This is a genomic window from Tsukamurella sp. DT100 (assembly GCF_049844855.1).
Taxonomy (GTDB): domain Bacteria; phylum Actinomycetota; class Actinomycetes; order Mycobacteriales; family Mycobacteriaceae; genus Tsukamurella.
In genome coordinates this window covers 596294-612233 of the sequence record NZ_JBNCLV010000001.1, presented here as the reverse complement: position 1 = coordinate 612233, position 15940 = coordinate 596294, and the positions used below count along the sequence as shown (strand labels likewise).

Here is a 15940-nt window from a genome sequence, read left to right as displayed (position 1 = left end):
TGGGTGGGGGATCACTTGTAGCCGAGGCGGTTGGCCGCGAGCGTGGTGAGGATCTGGGTGGTGCCGCCGCCGATGCCGAGGATGCGGACGTCGCGGTAGTGCCGCGACACCTCGTACTCGGACATGTAGCCGTGGCCGCCGAAGAGCTGCACCGCCTCGTTCGCGACCCACTCGCCGCACTCGACGGCGGTGTTCTTCGCGAAGCAGGCCTGGGGCACCAGTTCGGCAGCCGCGGCGGCACCGCCGGATTCCATCGCCTCCGCGTACTGGTCGGCGACGTGCCGGCTGTACACGCGGGCGACCTCGATGCGGCGCCGCATCTCGGTCACGGTGTTCTGCACGGCCTGGCGCTTGATCAGGGGCTGGCCGAAGGTCTCCCGGGTGCGGACCCAGTCGAGCGTGAGGTCGAGGCAGCGCTGCGCGTGCGAGTAGGCCTGCACCGCGAGGGCGAGGCGCTCGGTGACGAAGGCGGCGCCGATCAGCAGGAAGCCGCTGCCCTCGGGGCCGATGAGGTTCTCGGCGGGGACGCGGACGTCGGTGAAGGAGAGCTCGGCCGTGTCCGAGGCGTGCCAGCCCATCTTCTTCAGCGGGGCGCTCACCTCGAAGCCGTCCAGGCCCTTGGGGATCACCAGCAGGCTGATGCCGCTCGCGCCCTCGCCGCCGGTGCGGACGGCGGTCACCACCCAGTCGGCGCGAATGCCCGACGTGATGAAGGTCTTGGCGCCGTTGACGATGTAGTGATCGCCGTCCTTGCGGGCCGTCGTCGTGAGGTGGCTGAGATCCGAGCCGCCGCCGGGCTCGGTGAGTCCGAGGGAGCTGATCTTCTCGCCGGCGAGCACGGGCGCGACCCACCGCGCCTTCTGCTCGTCGGTGCCCGCGAGGATGATGTGCGGCACCGAGATCCCGCAGGTGAACAGCGAGGCGAACAGGCCGCCGGAGCCGCCGGCCTCGTGCATGGCCTCGCACACGATGAGGGCGTCGCGAGGGTCGCCGTCGCCGCCGCCGACCGACCCGGGGAAGGAGACGCCGAGCAGGCCGAGGTCGCCCGCCTTCTTGTGCAGCTCGCGGGGGAGCAGGCCGCCCGCCTCCCAGTCGTCGAGGTTCGGCAGGATCTCGCGCTCGGTGAACGCGGTCACCGTCTTGCGCAGCGCGATCCGCTCCTCGGACTCCCACAGGCTGGTCATGCGATCTCCTTCGTGGTGTGGCCCGCGGGGAGCAGGCCTGCGGGCAGGTCGATGTAGCGGCCCCGCAGCCACTCGCCGACGCCCTTGGCCTGCGGGTCGAACCGGTAGCCGTGGGCGACGCCCTTGCCCAGCAGGTCCTCGACGACGAAGTTGAGGGCCTTGAGGTTGGGCAGCTCGTAGCGGCGGACGGGGAGGTCCGCGGCCTCCGGAAGGAGTTCGCGCAGAGCCTGTTCGGTCAGATTACTGCGCAGCCATTCGAAGGCCGCGTCGGACTCCGCCCAGACGCCGACGTTGGCGCTGCCGCCCTTGTCGCCGCTGCGCGCGCCGAAGACGGTCCCGAGCGGGACGCGGACCGTCGGACCGGTGGGGCGCGGGTCGTCGCCGCCCGGTTGGGACGGATCGGCGGGGAGCTCCTGGACGACCGCCGGCGGGGCGATGTCGACGACGGTGCCGTCGGGCCGGTGGGCGCGGTGCGGGACGTCGCCGTTCGGCACGTACACGGCCTGGTACACCCCGTACGGGCCGCCGCTCGAGGGCGGCGCCATCGGGGAGGCGCCGGGGTAGGTGGCGAGCGCGAGTTCCACGGCGGCGGAGCTGAAGGCGCGGCCGACCCGGTTCGGGTCGGCGTCCCACGCCACCGCGGTGAGGGTGGCCGACGCGGCCGCCTCGGTGGGGGCGTCGGGATGGTCGGTGCGCGCCAGGCGGAACTGCAGGTCCGACGGTGCGCCGCCGCTCCGCTCGAGCGAATCGCGCAGCTGCGCCTCCAGCAGTGCTGCCTTGCGCTCGACGTCGATGCCGGTGAGCAGGAAGGCGATCTCGTTGCGGAAGCCGCCGAGCGTGGTGGTCGCGACCTTGGTGGTGGTCGACGGTGCCTCGCCGCGCACGCCGCTGACGGTGACGCGGTCCGGGCCGTCCTGGGCGAGGGTCATGGAGTCGAGTCGCAGCGTGACATCGGGGTTCGCGTAGCGCTGTCCGGTGACCTCGTAGAGCAGCTGCGCGGTGACGGTGCCCACTTCGACGACGCCGCCGGTGCCGGGCTGCTTGGTGATGGCGAAGGAGCCGTCGGCGGCGATCTCGGCGATGGGGAAACCGGGGTGGAGGAGCTGCTCGATGGGGTGGCGGTCGAAGAAGGCGTAGTTGCCGCCCGTGGCCTGCGTACCGCACTCGATGATGTGCCCCGCGGCGACGGCGCCGGCGAGGGCGTCGAAGTCGGTGCGCTGCCAGCCGAACTCGGCGATGGCGGGCCCCAGGATCACGGAAGCATCGGTGACGCGGCCGGTGATGACGATGTCGGCGCCGGCGGCGAGGCAATCGGCGATGCCGAAGGCGCCGAGGTAGGCGTTGGCGGTCACGGCCTTCGGCACGCCCAGGTCGGCGGACCGGGCGAGGAGATCGTCACCATCGACCCAGCCGACCTTGAGATCGGTGCCGGACTCGGCGACCGCCTTCTCCACGGCGGCGGCGAGGCCGCCCGGGTTGAGGCCACCGGCGTTGACGACGACCTTGGTGCCGCGTTCGGCGAGGAGGCCGAGGTGCGGGGTGAGGTGCCGCAGGAAGGTCTTGGCGTAGCCGAGATCCGCGTCCTTGAGGCGGTCGCGCCCGAGGATGAGCATGGTGAGCTCGGCGAGGTAGTCGCCGGTGATGTAGTCGACGCGGGGCCCGGCGAGCATCTCGCCGATCGCCGCGGCGCGGTCGCCGTAGAAGCCGGAGACGTTGGCGATGCTGATGGTGCGGGTCATGGACGTTCCTCCTGCGGGGCGCGGCCCGTGCCGGGGGCCCCGGCGAAGCACTGCGCGATGGTGAGCCAGTGGGCGGCGTCCTCGCCCGTGGCGACGAGATCGGTGTCGACGAGGTTGACGCGCTGGGTCGCGAGGCGGCAGAAGTCCTCGAGCGAGCCGGTGACGCGCTGTGCGGCGTCGCCGGGCCCGAACGTGATCTCGGCGCCGTCGGCGGCGACGAGGAAGACGTCGAAGGGCTCGGCGGGCGGGGTCTCGCCGTTGACGGTGTAGGCGAAGTCGCGGGTCTTGTAGGCGATCTTGGCGACGTGGGGGAGTGCCTCCGGGGCGTCCAGCTCGGTGCCCGCCGCGTCGGCGATGTCGAGGCCGTGCGCCCAGGTCTCCATGAGGCGGGCGTTGGCCATGGTGGCGGGCCGCATGGGCGGGCCGAACCAGGGGAGCGGCGTGCCGGGATCCGCCTCGCGGAGCGCGACAGCGAGGGCGGCGCGGGCGCGGTCCCAGCGGGCCCGCAGGTCCGGATCGGCGGCGAGCTCGGCGGCTCCGGCGTCGACGAAGCCCATCGGGTCCTGCATCGCGTCCTGGAGGATCGCGGCGAAGCCGTCGGGGTCGGTGGCGGCGACGAGGGAGACCTCGTCCGTCCAGGCCAGGTGGGCGACCTGGTGGGCGACGGTCCAGCCCTCGGCGGGCGTGGAGATCGACCAGTCGGGGAGCGAATCCGCGATGGCGGCGACGGCGTCCGAGGTGGACTCGAGCGCGTCGAACACGGGGGCTGAAGTGGGCACGCCCACACTCTGTCAGCCGGCGACGAAAAAAACAAGCAGCAATGCTTGTTTGCGGCGTCGGGTGGCCCGATGGGAATGCCACCGCGCATCGGGCGTCCCGATGGGAATGCCACCGCGTATCGGGCGTCCCGATTCGCCGTCCGGTCAGCCGAGCCGCGGAAAGACGCGTCGCGCGTTGCCGGCGTGGATAGCGGCCCTCTGCTCGGCCGTGAGGCCGGTGTCGGAGTCGAGGATCCGGTTGAAGCGGCGGGCGCCGGGTTCGGGGGCGTACGGGAAGTCGCTACCGAACAGGATGCGGGTCGGATCGGCGAACTCCTGGAAGCTCGCGAAGGCGAACCTCCCGGAGGAGAGCGCCGTGTCCCAGTAGAACTTCCTGAACGTTCCGAGGAGCTCCTCGGTCGCGGGGCCGCTCGGGTCGAGCGCCGGCTGCAGCTCGCAGAAGCGCAGGACCGAGTACGGGACGAAGCCTCCGGCGTGCGACAGGATGATCGTGACGTCCGGATAGCGGTCGAGTACGCCGTTGAATACCATGTGGACCGCGTTGCGCGTCGTGTCGAACGGGTAGTCCACCAGCGGGCCGGGCACCCCGCGCAGGAGCGGGAGGTTCGGGTGAGCCGGGTGGATGAAGACGACCGCACGATGGGCGTTCAGGGCTTCCCACACCGGGGCGAAGCGGGCGTCGCCCAGGTAGGCGCCGTCGTAGTTGGAGAGCAGCACCACTCCGTCGGCTCCGAGCTCGCCGAGCGCGTACTCGATCTCGGCGACTGCGCCGTCGACGTCCGGGAGGGGAACGGTGGCGAAGTTGCCGAATCGGGTGCCGTTCCTCGATGCGAGGTCGGCGACGTAGCCGTTCACCCGTCGCGCCATCTCCCGCCGCTCGGCGCCCTCCCAGCCGACGACGCTCGGCGCGGTCAGGGACAGCACGCTCGTCGCGATGCCGTTCTCGTCCATGTAGCGCAGGTGATCGCCCGCGCTCCAGGCGGGCAGTGCCCAGCCGGACGGATCGCCGCCGTGCGCCTCGAGCTGCTCGCCCCAGAACGGAGGAACGATGTGGGTGTGAACATCAATCTTGTTGGTATCAATCATGTATTCAGGCTATTTCGGGCGGCGAAGATTCGGCAGGGGAGAGATCGTTGCCCCCTCGCCGGAGTGATCGCGGCATGAGCCGCGATCCCCGGCTACGAGAGCTCGGCGCCTTCCTGCGCGCACGGCGAGGGGAGGTGGCGCCCGCGGCCGACTCCGGCGAGGCCGCCGGCCGTAGGCAGGTCGCGGGCCTCCGACGGGAAGAGGTCGCGGCCCTCGTCCACGTCACGCCGGAGTACTACACCCGGATCGAGCAGGGACGGATGGCGCCCGCGAAGGACCTCGTGCGACGGCTGGCCGTGGCCTTCGGTCTCGACGACGGGCAGCTCCGATACGCGCTCGCGCTGCTCGACGAGGCGGACGGCGTCTCGCCGTCGGAGAGTCCTGCGGTGGAGGGCGCGCTGTGGCGACTTCTGTCCCGGCTCATCGATGTTCCCGCGATCGTGATCGGACCGGGCACGTCGATCGTGTGGTGGAACTCCGCCGCCGCCGAGTGGTTCCTCGACTTCGCGCGGATCCCCGCGGCGGAGCGGACCTTCGTCCGAATGATGTTCTCCGAGCCTGAGTTCGAAGACAGGTTCTGCGACCCCGCGAGCATGCGGGAGACGGTCGTGGGGATCCTCCGTTCGGGTGCCCCGTCTGTTCTCAGCGCCGGCGGGGAGATGGCGCTGCCGCCGGACCTCCTCGGAATCCCGGACTTCCGCGCCATCTGGGAGCGACACGATGTGACTCAACCACGCGGGGCGATCGAGGTGGGCATCCGGCATCCCGCTCGTGGTGACCTGTGCGTGGACCTGATCGCGCTGAGTGTCGCTGACGATCCGACCCATCGGGTGCTCTTCTTCTGCGACCGATGATCGACTTTCGGTGGCGCAATCTCCGCGTCGATTGACGGCAGCGGCGATAATTCAACGTTGATGTTGACAGTGGTCTGGATCACTGCGATGCTTTGACGTGTATGTCGGAGGTTCGACGTGCATGCCAGACGCATCCTGTCTCGAGGAGACCCATGTCCAGTTCGCTTCCCGCCGATGGTCGCCGCCGATACGCGGTCGTCGCTGTCTGTTTCGCCGCGATCGTGTTCGACGGCTACGACCTGATCGTGTACGGATCGACCATCCCCGCGCTGTTGGCGTACGAGCCCTGGGGCCTCAGCCGCGCGGAGGCGGGTGCCATCGGGAGTTACGCGCTGATGGGCATGTTCTTCGGCGCGATCCTCGCCGGCACCCTGACCGATCGGTTCGGGAGGCGGAAGCTCTTCATCGGATGCCTGGTCTGGTACTCGGCGGCGATGATCGCGGTGGCGCTGGCTCCGACGCCGCTGCTCCTTGGGGTGTTCCGGTTCATCGCGGGGCTCGGCTTCGGAGGCGTGGCACCGGTCGCGATCGCGCTCGTCGTCGAGGTGGCGCGGCCGCGGGAGAAGAACCTACTCAACGCGTTGATGCTCGCGGGCCTGCCGGTGGGCGGGATCATCGCCGCCTTGTGCGCGCTGTGGTTCGGGGAGGTGCTCGGGTTCCGCGGACTGTGGGCGATCGGCGCCTCGGCACTGGTGCTCGTCGTGCCGGTGGCCTGGAAGGTGGTCCCGGAGACCACTCCTGCGACTGCCAACTCGGGGCCCGCGGGCGATGGATCGGGGGGAGAGCCCGGCGTGCTGCGGCGGCTCACGTCCGGGCCTGCGGTCGTTGCGCTGATCCTGTTCGCGGTCGCCAACTTCGCGGGTTTCCTGTTGGTGTTCGGGCTCAACACGTGGTTGCCCGAGATGATGCGCAAGGCGGGTTACAGCCTCGGCTCCGCCCTGACCTTCCAGGTGCTGCTCAACGTCGGGGCGGTCGTCGGCGGCGTCATCGGGGCCGTGCTGGCGGACCGGTACGGGAACCGGATCGTGGCCGCCGGGTACTTCGTCGTGGCCGCGTGTGCGATCGGCGGGATGGCGATGACGCCGAGCACCGCCGTGATGTACCTCGTCGTGCTGTTCGCGGGTGCCGGCTCGATCGGCACGCAGATCGTGCTCTTCGGCTATGTCGCCACCTACTACCCCGCGGAGGTGCGCGCTTCCGCGCTCGGGATCAGCACCGGGATCGGCCGGCTCGGCGCGGTGACGGGGCCGCTGGTGGGCGGTGTGCTGCTCACTGCCGGCGTCTCGTTCGCGGGGATCGCGGTCATGTTCGGAGCGGTCGCCGCCGCGGGCGGCGCGGCGTGCCTCCTGGTTCCCCGTCGCGCCGAGGAGGTCGGTGCGCAGGTCGTCCCCGCGCGCGCCGTCGGTGCGTAGGCAGGCGATCTGCCGTACGCGTCAGGAGCAGGTCTTCACGGACTGGTCGACGACGGCGGCGGAGGAGCGGTCGATGGACAGGCCGTACTCGCGGGCGACGAACGAGAACTGGCGGGCGTACTGGCAGTGGAAGCGCTCGTTCGAGGGCATCCACCGACCCGGGGGAGAGTCGCTCTTGTTCTCGTTCGCCGGCCCGTCGACGGCCACGAGGTTGCGCGGATCGTTCGCGAAGGCGGCGCGCTTCGCGTCGTCCCACGACCACGCGCCCATGTCCCAGGCATAGGCCAGCGCGACCACATGGTCGATCTGCACCTTGGCCGAGGTCTTCGCGCCGCGCTCGAAGCGGATGGTCGCGCCGCCGTACGGATCGGTCAGCACGCCCGTCGCGACGGCGCGGGGGCAGGCGGAGGTGCGGACATAGGTCTTGTCCTTGAGGTCCCGGTCCAGCACGTCGTTGCGGGTGTCGCAGCCGTTGTGCCCGAGCGGCGCCGACTGGTCGTCGGTCCACGCCTTCCCGAAGGCCGCGCGGCGGTAGGGCTGCGGGGCTCGCTCGCGCGCGGCGACGATCCGGACCCCGGCGAGCGGCGCACCGTCGGGCATGGTGGCGGTGGGCGCGGCCGAACCGGTGGTGGGCTCGGCCCCGGACCGGTCCCGGTAGGCCCCGATCGCGACGAAGACGGCGGTCGCCGTGACCAGGACGAGCGCGAGCCACGACCGCCGGGACAGGCTGCGGGCGGTTCTCCGGCGGGACACGTCGGCAACCTAGCACCGCGGACCGACAAGTCAGGCCCGCCACGTATTCTCGGACCATGAGCACGCCCACCGCCCAGGACGCCGAACTGCAGGCCGCGACCGCCGCGGTCGAGGAGGCGGCCCGCGCTGCCCGCGCCGCGTCGAAGCAGCTGATCACGCTGACCACCGAGCAGAAGAACGCCGCGCTGCATGCCGCCGCCGACGCGCTATTGGCGAACAAGGACCGGATCCTCGCGGCCAACGCTGAGGACGTCGAGCGGGCCCGCGCCGCCGGCACCGAGGAGTCGCTCATCGACCGGCTCGCGCTCAACGAGGCCCGGGTCGACGGCATCGCCTCAGGCCTGCGCCAGGTTGCCGGCCTGCCGGACCCCGTCGGGAACGTCCTGCGCGGATCGACCCTGCCCAACGGCCTCGAGCTGCGGCAGGTCGCCGTGCCGCTCGGCGTGGTCGGGATCGTCTACGAGGCCCGGCCGAACGTCACCGTCGACGCCTTCGGACTCACCCTCAAGTCGGGCAACGCCGTGCTGCTGCGCGGCTCCAGCTCGGCGGCCTCGTCGAACGCGGCCCTGGTGGCCGTACTGCGCGAGTCCCTGGAAGCGAGCGGCATCACGCCCGACGCGGTCGCGCTCCTCTCGGCCGATTCCCGGGCCAGCGTCACCGCCCTGATCCGCGCCCGCGGCCTCGTCGACGTGGTCATCCCGCGCGGCGGCGCCGGATTGATCGCGGCCGTCGTGCGCGACGCGACCGTGCCCACGATCGAGACCGGCACGGGCAACTGCCACATCTACGTCCACCCCGCGGCCGACCTCGACATGGCCGAGGAGATCGTGCTCAACGCCAAGACCCGCCGGCCCAGCGTGTGCAACACCGTCGAGACCGTGCTCGTGGACCGCGCGCTCGCCGACACCTTCCTGCCCCGCCTGCTCGGCACGTTCCAGGCCGAGGGCGTGGTCGTGCACGGCGACGAGACCGGGATGGTGCCCGCCACCGAGACCGACTGGGCCGACGAGTACCTCAGCCTCGACGTCGCGGTGAAGATCGTCGACGGGCTCGATCAGGCGATCGAGCACATCGACCGCTACGGCACCGGGCACACCGAGGCGATCGTCACCGGCGACCTCGCCGCCGCCCGCGCCTTCACCACCCGCGTCGACGCGGCCGCGGTGATGGTCAACGCCTCCACCGCCTTCACCGACGGCGAGCAGTTCGGGTTCGGCGCCGAGATCGGCATCTCGACGCAGAAACTCCACGCCCGCGGCCCGATGGGACTGCCCGAGCTCACCTCGACCAAGTGGATCGCGTGGGGCGACGGACACGTCCGTCCCCGGTAATCCCGACCCCGCTCATACCCGGCGCGCGGCCCGGTAGGTTGTCGCCATGGCAATCAACGAGTCCCTCGAATTCGACATCGACGCCCCCGTCAAGCTGGTCCTCGACACGCTCGCCGACGTCGACGCCCTGCCGGACTGGTCGTCGGCGCACAGCAACGTCAAGGTCGTCGAGCGCGACGCGAACGGCCGCCCCAGCGTGGTCGACGCCTCCGTCGGGCTGCTGATGTTCAGCGACAATCTCACCTTCGACTACGTCTTCACCGACGTGAGCTGCAAGTGGGACACCCGTAACGAGGGCACCGCCGTGCGCAGTCAGGGCGGCATCTACGAGCTCTCGCCCAAGGGCGACGACCAGACGCACGTCAAGGTCACGATGTACCTCGACCCCAAGGTCAAGGCGCCCGGCTTCGTGGTCAAGAAGGGCATCAAGCTCGCCATGGACATCATCAAGAACGGCCTCACCAAAGAGGTCATGAAGCGCAAGGCCGCAGCCTGACGGTCCGCCGCCGGGTTCCGTTCGGCGGGGCCCGGCGGCACCGCTAGATTGTTGCGATGGCAATCAACGAGAAGGTCGAGTTCGAGATCGACGCCCCCGCGGAGCTCGCCTACGCGACGCTGCTGGACGTCGAATCACTCCCCGCGTGGTCGTCCTCGCACAAGAGCGTGACCGTCGCCGAGCGCGATGCGGCGGGCAACCCCCGCCTCGTCGAGGTCGAGGCCGGCATGGTCGGCATCAGCGACACCATGCGCTTCCGCTACGAGTTCACCCCCGAGACCAGGGTCGCCTGGCAGTCCGAGGGCGAGGGCGTGGCCGTGCGCTCCCAGGGCGGGTACTACCAGCTCACGCCCGTCGGCGACGACAAGGTGCACGTGCTCTGCGACATGAACATCGACCTCAAGATCAAGCTGCCCGGCTTCGTCGTGCGCAAGGGTGTGAAGATGAGTGCAGAGATCGCGTCGAAGGGCTTCTCGAAGGAGGTCCTCAAACGGAAGGCCGCACGCTGAGCACCGACATCACGACCCCCGCTCCCACCGCGTTGTTCACCAGCGTCGACGACGTCGCCGCGGCACTGCGCGAGACCGGCTACATCCCGTCGGTCGCCACCGCAACGGCCGTCTTCCTCGCCGACAAGCTGGGCAAGCCGCTCCTCGTGGAGGGCCCCGCCGGCGTCGGCAAGACCGAGCTGGCCCGTGCCTGCTCGCAGGCCCGCGCCGCGCGCTTCGTCCGCCTGCAGTGCTACGAGGGCATCGACGAGGCCCGCGCCCTGTACGAGTGGAACCACGCCAAGCAGATCCTGCGCATCCAGTCCTCCGGTACCGACGGCGACTGGGACGACACCAAGCAGGACGTCTTCTCCGAGGAGTTCCTCCTGCCGCGGCCCCTCCTGCAGGCCGTGCGGGAGGGCGGACCGTCGGTCCTGCTGATCGACGAGGCCGACAAGGCCGACCTCGAGTTCGAGGGCCTGCTGCTCGAGGTCCTCTCCGACTACGCGGTGACGGTGCCCGAGCTGGGCACGATCACGGCCGTCCGCAAGCCGCTGGTCTTCCTCACCTCCAACGCCACCCGCGAGCTGTCGGAGGCTCTGAAGCGTCGCTGCCTCTACCTGCACATCGACTTCCCCGACGCCGAGCTGGAACTGTCGATCATCCGCAGCCGCGTCCCCGACCTGCCCACCGAGGTCGCGCAGCAGCTGCTCCGCGTCATCTCGACGCTGCGCGGCCTCGACCTGAAGAAGAAGCCGTCGGTCTCGGAGACGCTGGACTGGTGCCGCACCCTGCTCGCGCTCGGCATCACCGGCAGTGCCAGCGGCTCCATCGACAAGGCGGCGCTCCGCTCGACGCTCGGCGTGGTGCTCAAGCACCAGGTCGACATCGAGACCGCCGCCGCGGCGCTGGGCCTGTAAATGACCGCCCCCGTCGGAACCCCGCTCGATCAGCACCTGCACGCCTTCGTGCGGACGCTCCGCGAGCGCGGCATGGCGATCGGCCCGGGCGAGGCGATCACGGCTGCCGAGGTGCTGACGGTGCTCGACCTCACCGACCGCGGCCAGCTCCGCGAGGGCCTCGCCGCCGTGCTCCTGCGCGAGCAGATGCACCGCAAGACCTTCGACGTCATCTTCGACCTGTACTTCCCGGTGCGCGGCGGCTTCGGCGCCGTGACCGACGGTGCCGCGGGCGCCTCCGGCACGGGCGGGCAGGGCTGCTCCGGCGCGCCGGGGGAGCCCGACCCGCTGAAGATGCCCGGGTCCGACACCCCGCCCGATCCGGACGCGGTGCGCGAGGCGCTCCGCCAGGAGGCGATCGCCGCGCTCGTCGCCGGCGGCGACCACGACGGCATCGCCAGCCAGATCGTCGAGCAGCTCGGCGAGTACAACTCCGCCACCGGCACCGCCTTCTCGTCGTACCAGGCGCTCAAGGCCCTCAACCCGCAGACGCTCATCGCCGCCATCGCCAACGGCCTGCTCGCCGCCGCGGGCGAGGACGGCGCCGCGCCGGGCAGCTTCGAGTACGAGTCCGCCCGCCGCGTTGCGCGCTCGCGCGTCGCGGGGCTCACCGAGCGCGTCACCGAGCTCACGTCAGTCGCGATGGCCGCCCGACGGGGACCCGAGGCCGTCGCGCAGTACGCCGCGCCGCAGCTGCCGGAGAACGTCGCCTTCTTCGCCGCCACCCGGACCGAGCTGCACCGCATGGAGCAGACCGTCCGGCCCCTGGCCCGGCAGCTGTCCACGCGGCTGTTGGTGCGGCGGCGCCGCGCCCGTCGCGGCCCCATCGACCTGCGGCGCACGCTCCGCAAGTCGATGTCGACCGGCGGCGTGCCGATCGATCTGGCGCACCGTCGGCCCCGACCCACCAAGCCCGAGCTCGTGCTGCTGTGCGACCTCTCGGGCTCGGTCGCGGGCTTCTCCAACTTCACGCTGCTGCTCACGCACGCGCTCAGCGCCGAGTTCTCCAAGATCCGGGTGTTCGGCTTCGTCGATTCCGTGGACGAGATCACCGACTACATCGACCCGTCGCGCACGCTCACCGTCGACACCGTGGTGGACATGTTCGACCGGGTGATCCGGGAGACCAACGTCGCGCGGTTCGGCGGCTCCGACTACGGCAACATGCTGCGCACCTTCGTCCGCGACTTCCCCGACGCCGTGACCCACCGCGGCACGCTGCTCATCCTCGGCGACGCCCGGTCCAACCACACGGACCCCGCGCTCGCGGAGCTCGACGAGCTCGTCGAGAAAGCCCGGCACGCGTTCTGGCTCAACCCCGAGCGGAAGGCCGCGTGGGGGAGCGGCGACTCGGTCGCCGACAAGTACGGGCGGCTCATCGACATGTACGAGTGCCGCACCGCGGGGCAGCTGGCCGACGTCATCGGGCGACTGCTGCCCGTCTGACCCGGCGGCGGCATGCATAGGATGGTCCGTTATGCGTGAGTCCAGCACCGCCGGGCGCCGTCGCGTCGGCGTCATGGGTGGGACCTTCGACCCGATACACCACGGCCACCTCGTGGCCGCGAGCGAGGTGGCGGACCGGTTCGACCTCGACGAGGTGATCTTCGTCCCCACCGGCCGGCCGTGGCAGAAGAGCGAGGTCACGCCCGCCGAGGACCGGTATCTGATGACGGTGATCGCGACCGCCTCGAACCCGCGCTTCTCCGTCAGCCGCGTCGACATCGACCGCGGCGGCGACACCTACACCGTGGACACGCTGCGCGATCTGCACCGGCAGAATCCCGACACCGACCTGTTCTTCATCACGGGCGCCGACGCCCTCGCGTCGATCCTCAGTTGGCAGGACTGGGAGGAGCTGTTCGGCCTCGCGACCTTCGTGGGTGTCTCCCGTCCCGGCTATCAGCTGGCCGCGGATCACCTGTCGGACGTGCCGAAGGATAGATTGTTCCTCGTGGAGGTGCCCGCGCTGGCCATCTCGTCGACCGAATGTCGCGCGCGCGCCGACGCCGGACGGCCCGTCTGGTACCTCGTGCCCGACGGCGTGGTGCAGTACATCGCCAAGCGCGCTCTGTACCAGAGCCGCCCGGCACCGGACAAGACCGTGAACCCAGGAGGATCATGACCGCATCCGATCAGGCCCGTACCCTCGCCGCCATCGCGGCCCGTGCGGCCGACGACAAGCTCGCCACGAACGTCGTGGTGCTCGACGTCTCGGAGCAGCTCGTGCTGACCGAGGCCTTCGTCATCGCGTCGGCGGGCAACGAGCGGCAGGTGAACGCCATCGTCGAGGAGGTCGAGGACCAGCTCCGCGAGGCCGGCGTCAAGCCCACCCGCCGCGAGGGCGCCCGCGAGGGCCGCTGGGCCCTGCTGGACTTCCTCGACATCGTCGTGCACGTCTTCCACGAGGAGGAGCGGGAGTACTACGCCCTCGAGAAGCTGTGGAAGGACTGCCCGCGCATCGAGGTGGAGGGTCTGGGCGAGCACAGCACGGAGGGCTCGGACGGCACCGACGGGGACCGCGAGGGCGCCTGATGCATGTGGAGGACGGGCTCGACTCGTCGGTCGAGCGCCTGACCCCGACGGTGCGCCGACTCATCCTGCTCCGGCACGGCCAGACCGCGTCGAACGCCGAGGGCCGCATGCAGGGCCAGCTCGACACCGACCTCACCGACCTGGGGCGGCGGCAGGCCGCAGCGGCCGCCGACGCGCTCGGCGATCGCGATCCCATCGCCATCCTCAGCTCCGACCTGCGCCGCGCCCGCGACACCGCGGACGCGCTCGCGGCCGTCACCGGGGGCACCGTCGAGACCGACGTGCGGCTCCGGGAGACCATGCTGGGCGATTGGCAGGGGATGACCCACTACGAGGTCGACGCGTACATGCCCGGCGCACGCCGACGGTGGCGCGACGCCCCCGAGTGGGCGCCGCCCGGCGGCGAGGCCCGGGTGGACGTGGCCGCGCGGTCGTACCCGCTGGTGACGGAGCTCACCGAGCGGCTCGCCGAGTGGGGCTCGAGCGAGCGGCCCGTGATCCTGGTCGCGCACGGCGGACTGATCGCCGCCCTGACCGCCCGGTTGCTGGACCTGCCCGTCGACCACTGGCCGGTCCTCGGCGGCCTCGGCAACTGCAGCTGGGTGCAGCTCTCCGCGCACGGAGACGCGACGCGCTGGCGGCTCGACGTGTGGAACGCCTCGTCGGACGTGGCGCCCGAGGTCCAGTGAGCGATTCCCCGACCGGCACGCTGCTCGTCCTGAGTGACTCCCTGGGCTTCTACGGCCCCGAGGGCGCGCTGCCGACCTCCGACCCGCGGATCTGGCCCAACCTCGTGGCCGCCGAGCTGGGGCTGCGCTGCGAACTCTTCGCCCGCGTCGGGTGGACCACCCGCGACGGCTGGTGGTGCGTGACGCAGGACCCCCGCGTCTGGGCGGCCGTCCCCAGCGTCGAGGCCGCCGTGCTGGCCCTCGGTGGCATGGACTCGCTGCCCTCGCCGCTGCCCACCGCGGTGCGCGAGCAGATCCGCTACCTGCGCCCCGTCTCGCTGCGCGCCCGTGCCCGCGACGGCTACGCCACGATCCAGAAGGTCTTCTCGCCGGTCGGCTGGCCGATGGCGCTCCCGCCGAAGGTCACCGTGGACTACCTCGGCAAGACCTACGACTCGATCCATTCCCTGCGCCCCGCCGCCCCCGTCGCGGTGCTCGAGCCGCCGACGCACCGGGCACTCGCCTACTCCTTCGCGCACCCGGGGTGGGCGCGGACGCGACGGGCGATCCGCGCCTGGTCCGACGACGTCGGCGTGCCCGCCGTCCCCCTGCGTGACCTGTGCGAGTGGTCGTTCGACCTGGGGATCAATAACATCGACGGGATCCACTGGTCGTTCGAGATGCACGAGCAGGTGGCGCAGCGGGTGCTGCGCGCCCTGCGCGGTGAAGGAGGTGCGCGATGACCGTCGTCGTGGTGACCGACGCATCGGCCGCGATCGCGCCCGAGCGGGCCGCCGAGATGGGCATCCGCATCCTGCCCCTGCACGTGCTGTCGGGCGAGAGTGAGTACATCGACTACGGCACCGGCTACCAGGCGGAGCGTTTCGTCAAGGAGGGCGTGACGACGTCCGGCCCGTCCGTCGGCGAGGTCCGCGAGGTGCTCGCCGCCGCGGTCGCGGAGGCCGAGGGCGACGGGGTCGTCGTCATCACGATGAGCTCGCACCTGAGCTCCACCTACTCCACGTCGGTGGCGCAGGCGGGGCTCATGGACGCCGGGATCACGGTGATCGACTCGCGCAGCATCGACATGGCCATGGGCTTCGGCGTGCTGGAGGCGGCCCGTCTGGCCCGCGCCGGGGCGTCCGCCGACGAGGTCGCCGAGGCCGCGCGCCAGGTGCTCGACGGTGCCGAGGGCTTCTTCTGCGTCGCCACGCTCGACCACCTGAGAGCCGGCGGGCGCGTGAGCGCGCTGGCGAAGCTGCTCGGCGGCGCGCTGCAGATCGTGCCCGTGCTGCGGCTGCAGGACGGCCGGATCGTCTCCGAGCGCAAGACCCGCACCGTGTCCCGGGCGCGCGACCAGCTGGCGGCGCTCGCCTCCCAGCACCTCGGGAAACGGCCCGCGCGGGTCGCGGTGCACCACGTCGAGGCGCCCGACGCCGCGGAGCACGTGGCCGCGCTGGTCAAGGAGGAGTTCCCACAGCTCCAGGAGCTGGTGATCGGCCGGTTCGGCGGCACCATCGCCGCTCACCTCGGGCCCGGCGCGGTGGGTGTCGCGGTCGCCCCGGCGCTGGTCGACGAGGCGGATTCGGCCTAGCACACTCCTCCGACCGATTCGGTGCGGCAGGGCCCTTCCTCCACAGGTTCGGGGTTATCCAC

Annotated in this window: 17 protein-coding genes; 12 read left to right on the top strand and 5 right to left on the bottom strand. The window is 71.2% G+C overall.

Annotation, left to right across the window (positions count from 1 at the left end):
• Positions 1–11: 11 nt before the first annotated feature.
• From ACLQ3K_RS03020 to ACLQ3K_RS03005, 4 genes are all read right to left on the bottom strand, one after another.
• Positions 12–1184 carry an acyl-CoA dehydrogenase family protein gene (locus ACLQ3K_RS03020; RefSeq protein WP_224650996.1) on the bottom strand — a complete coding sequence of 391 codons (1173 nt, stop codon included), beginning with the start codon at positions 1182–1184 and terminating at the stop codon, positions 12–14.
• A complete protein-coding gene (locus ACLQ3K_RS03015) occupies positions 1181–2923 on the bottom strand; it encodes an acyclic terpene utilization AtuA family protein (RefSeq protein WP_425996873.1) in 1743 nt (580 codons plus the stop codon). Before ACLQ3K_RS03015 ends, ACLQ3K_RS03020 begins: the two co-directional genes overlap by 4 nt.
• Positions 2920–3702, bottom strand: a complete 783-nt coding sequence (locus tag ACLQ3K_RS03010) for a TIGR03084 family metal-binding protein (protein ID WP_425996871.1) — start codon at positions 3700–3702, stop codon at positions 2920–2922. Before ACLQ3K_RS03010 ends, ACLQ3K_RS03015 begins: the two co-directional genes overlap by 4 nt.
• A gap of 144 nt (positions 3703–3846) precedes the next feature.
• Positions 3847–4788 (bottom strand): amidohydrolase family protein, encoded by a 942-nt coding sequence (locus ACLQ3K_RS03005; protein ID WP_425996869.1) that lies wholly within the window; start codon positions 4786–4788, stop codon positions 3847–3849.
• Positions 4789–4862: 74 nt separating this feature from the next.
• On the opposite strand from ACLQ3K_RS03005, the gene ACLQ3K_RS03000 reads away from it, so the two are divergent.
• Both ACLQ3K_RS03000 and ACLQ3K_RS02995 read left to right on the top strand, forming a co-directional pair.
• Entirely contained in the window at positions 4863–5642 is a 780-nt protein-coding gene (locus ACLQ3K_RS03000; protein ID WP_425996867.1) for a helix-turn-helix domain-containing protein, read from the top strand.
• Between the two features lie 152 nt (positions 5643–5794).
• Positions 5795–7054: an MFS transporter gene (locus tag ACLQ3K_RS02995; protein ID WP_425996865.1), complete on the top strand. Its 1260-nt coding sequence runs from the start codon at positions 5795–5797 to the stop codon at positions 7052–7054.
• Between the two features lie 21 nt (positions 7055–7075).
• Here the strand turns inward: ACLQ3K_RS02995 and ACLQ3K_RS02990 are convergent, their stop codons facing one another.
• On the bottom strand, positions 7076–7780 hold the full coding sequence (locus ACLQ3K_RS02990) for an HNH endonuclease family protein (protein WP_425997121.1): 705 nt from the start codon (positions 7778–7780) through the stop codon (positions 7076–7078).
• A gap of 83 nt (positions 7781–7863) precedes the next feature.
• Here ACLQ3K_RS02990 and ACLQ3K_RS02985 point away from each other — a divergent pair, with 83 nt between their 5' ends.
• The 10 genes from ACLQ3K_RS02985 to ACLQ3K_RS02940 are packed head-to-tail and all read left to right on the top strand — an operon-like array spanning position 7864 to position 15878.
• Positions 7864–9138 (top strand): glutamate-5-semialdehyde dehydrogenase, encoded by a 1275-nt coding sequence (locus tag ACLQ3K_RS02985; protein WP_425996863.1) that lies wholly within the window; start codon positions 7864–7866, stop codon positions 9136–9138.
• A gap of 46 nt (positions 9139–9184) precedes the next feature.
• Positions 9185–9634, top strand: coding sequence for an SRPBCC family protein (locus tag ACLQ3K_RS02980; protein WP_224651013.1), 450 nt, complete (start codon positions 9185–9187; stop codon positions 9632–9634).
• A 56-nt stretch (positions 9635–9690) separates the two neighbouring features.
• Positions 9691–10143 (top strand): SRPBCC family protein, encoded by a 453-nt coding sequence (locus tag ACLQ3K_RS02975; RefSeq protein WP_425996861.1) that lies wholly within the window; start codon positions 9691–9693, stop codon positions 10141–10143.
• An 8-nt stretch (positions 10144–10151) separates the two neighbouring features.
• Positions 10152–11042, top strand: coding sequence for an AAA family ATPase (locus tag ACLQ3K_RS02970; protein WP_224651045.1), 891 nt, complete (start codon positions 10152–10154; stop codon positions 11040–11042).
• Positions 11043–12527 carry a vWA domain-containing protein gene (locus ACLQ3K_RS02965; protein WP_425996859.1) on the top strand — a complete coding sequence of 495 codons (1485 nt, stop codon included), beginning with the start codon at positions 11043–11045 and terminating at the stop codon, positions 12525–12527.
• Positions 12528–12558: 31 nt separating this feature from the next.
• Positions 12559–13206 carry a nicotinate-nucleotide adenylyltransferase gene (gene nadD, locus ACLQ3K_RS02960; RefSeq protein ID WP_224651024.1) on the top strand — a complete coding sequence of 216 codons (648 nt, stop codon included), beginning with the start codon at positions 12559–12561 and terminating at the stop codon, positions 13204–13206.
• A complete protein-coding gene (gene rsfS, locus ACLQ3K_RS02955) occupies positions 13203–13616 on the top strand; it encodes a ribosome silencing factor (protein ID WP_425996857.1) in 414 nt (137 codons plus the stop codon). The genes nadD and rsfS overlap by 4 nt, the downstream gene beginning before the upstream one ends.
• Positions 13616–14305: a histidine phosphatase family protein gene (locus tag ACLQ3K_RS02950; protein ID WP_425996856.1), complete on the top strand. Its 690-nt coding sequence runs from the start codon at positions 13616–13618 to the stop codon at positions 14303–14305. Before rsfS ends, ACLQ3K_RS02950 begins: the two co-directional genes overlap by 1 nt.
• Positions 14302–15027 carry a diglucosylglycerate octanoyltransferase gene (gene octT / locus ACLQ3K_RS02945; protein ID WP_425996854.1) on the top strand — a complete coding sequence of 242 codons (726 nt, stop codon included), beginning with the start codon at positions 14302–14304 and terminating at the stop codon, positions 15025–15027. The genes ACLQ3K_RS02950 and octT overlap by 4 nt, the downstream gene beginning before the upstream one ends.
• Complete coding sequence (locus ACLQ3K_RS02940; protein WP_224651036.1) at positions 15024–15878, top strand: DegV family protein; 855 nt, start codon at positions 15024–15026, stop codon at positions 15876–15878. The genes octT and ACLQ3K_RS02940 overlap by 4 nt, the downstream gene beginning before the upstream one ends.
• Positions 15879–15940: the final 62 nt, after the last annotated feature.

Bases quoted from the DNA above. Each gene is read 5' to 3' on its own strand.
- ACLQ3K_RS03005 (WP_425996869.1), bottom strand. From the start codon at position 4,788: ATGATTGATACCAACAAGATTGATGTTCACACCCACATCGTTCCTCCG.
- ACLQ3K_RS02985 (WP_425996863.1), top strand. From the start codon at position 7,864: ATGAGCACGCCCACCGCCCAGGACGCCGAACTGCAGGCCGCGACCGCC.
- nadD (WP_224651024.1), top strand. From the start codon at position 12,559: ATGCGTGAGTCCAGCACCGCCGGGCGCCGTCGCGTCGGCGTCATGGGT.
- ACLQ3K_RS02940 (WP_224651036.1), top strand. From the start codon at position 15,024: ATGACCGTCGTCGTGGTGACCGACGCATCGGCCGCGATCGCGCCCGAG.
- ACLQ3K_RS03015 (WP_425996873.1), bottom strand. From the start codon at position 2,923: ATGACCCGCACCATCAGCATCGCCAACGTCTCCGGCTTCTACGGCGAC.
- ACLQ3K_RS02980 (WP_224651013.1), top strand. From the start codon at position 9,185: ATGGCAATCAACGAGTCCCTCGAATTCGACATCGACGCCCCCGTCAAG.
- ACLQ3K_RS03020 (WP_224650996.1), bottom strand. From the start codon at position 1,184: ATGACCAGCCTGTGGGAGTCCGAGGAGCGGATCGCGCTGCGCAAGACG.
- rsfS (WP_425996857.1), top strand. From the start codon at position 13,203: ATGACCGCATCCGATCAGGCCCGTACCCTCGCCGCCATCGCGGCCCGT.
- ACLQ3K_RS02965 (WP_425996859.1), top strand. From the start codon at position 11,043: ATGACCGCCCCCGTCGGAACCCCGCTCGATCAGCACCTGCACGCCTTC.
- ACLQ3K_RS02950 (WP_425996856.1), top strand. From the start codon at position 13,616: ATGCATGTGGAGGACGGGCTCGACTCGTCGGTCGAGCGCCTGACCCCG.
- ACLQ3K_RS03000 (WP_425996867.1), top strand. From the start codon at position 4,863: ATGAGCCGCGATCCCCGGCTACGAGAGCTCGGCGCCTTCCTGCGCGCA.
- ACLQ3K_RS02995 (WP_425996865.1), top strand. From the start codon at position 5,795: ATGTCCAGTTCGCTTCCCGCCGATGGTCGCCGCCGATACGCGGTCGTC.
- ACLQ3K_RS02975 (WP_425996861.1), top strand. From the start codon at position 9,691: ATGGCAATCAACGAGAAGGTCGAGTTCGAGATCGACGCCCCCGCGGAG.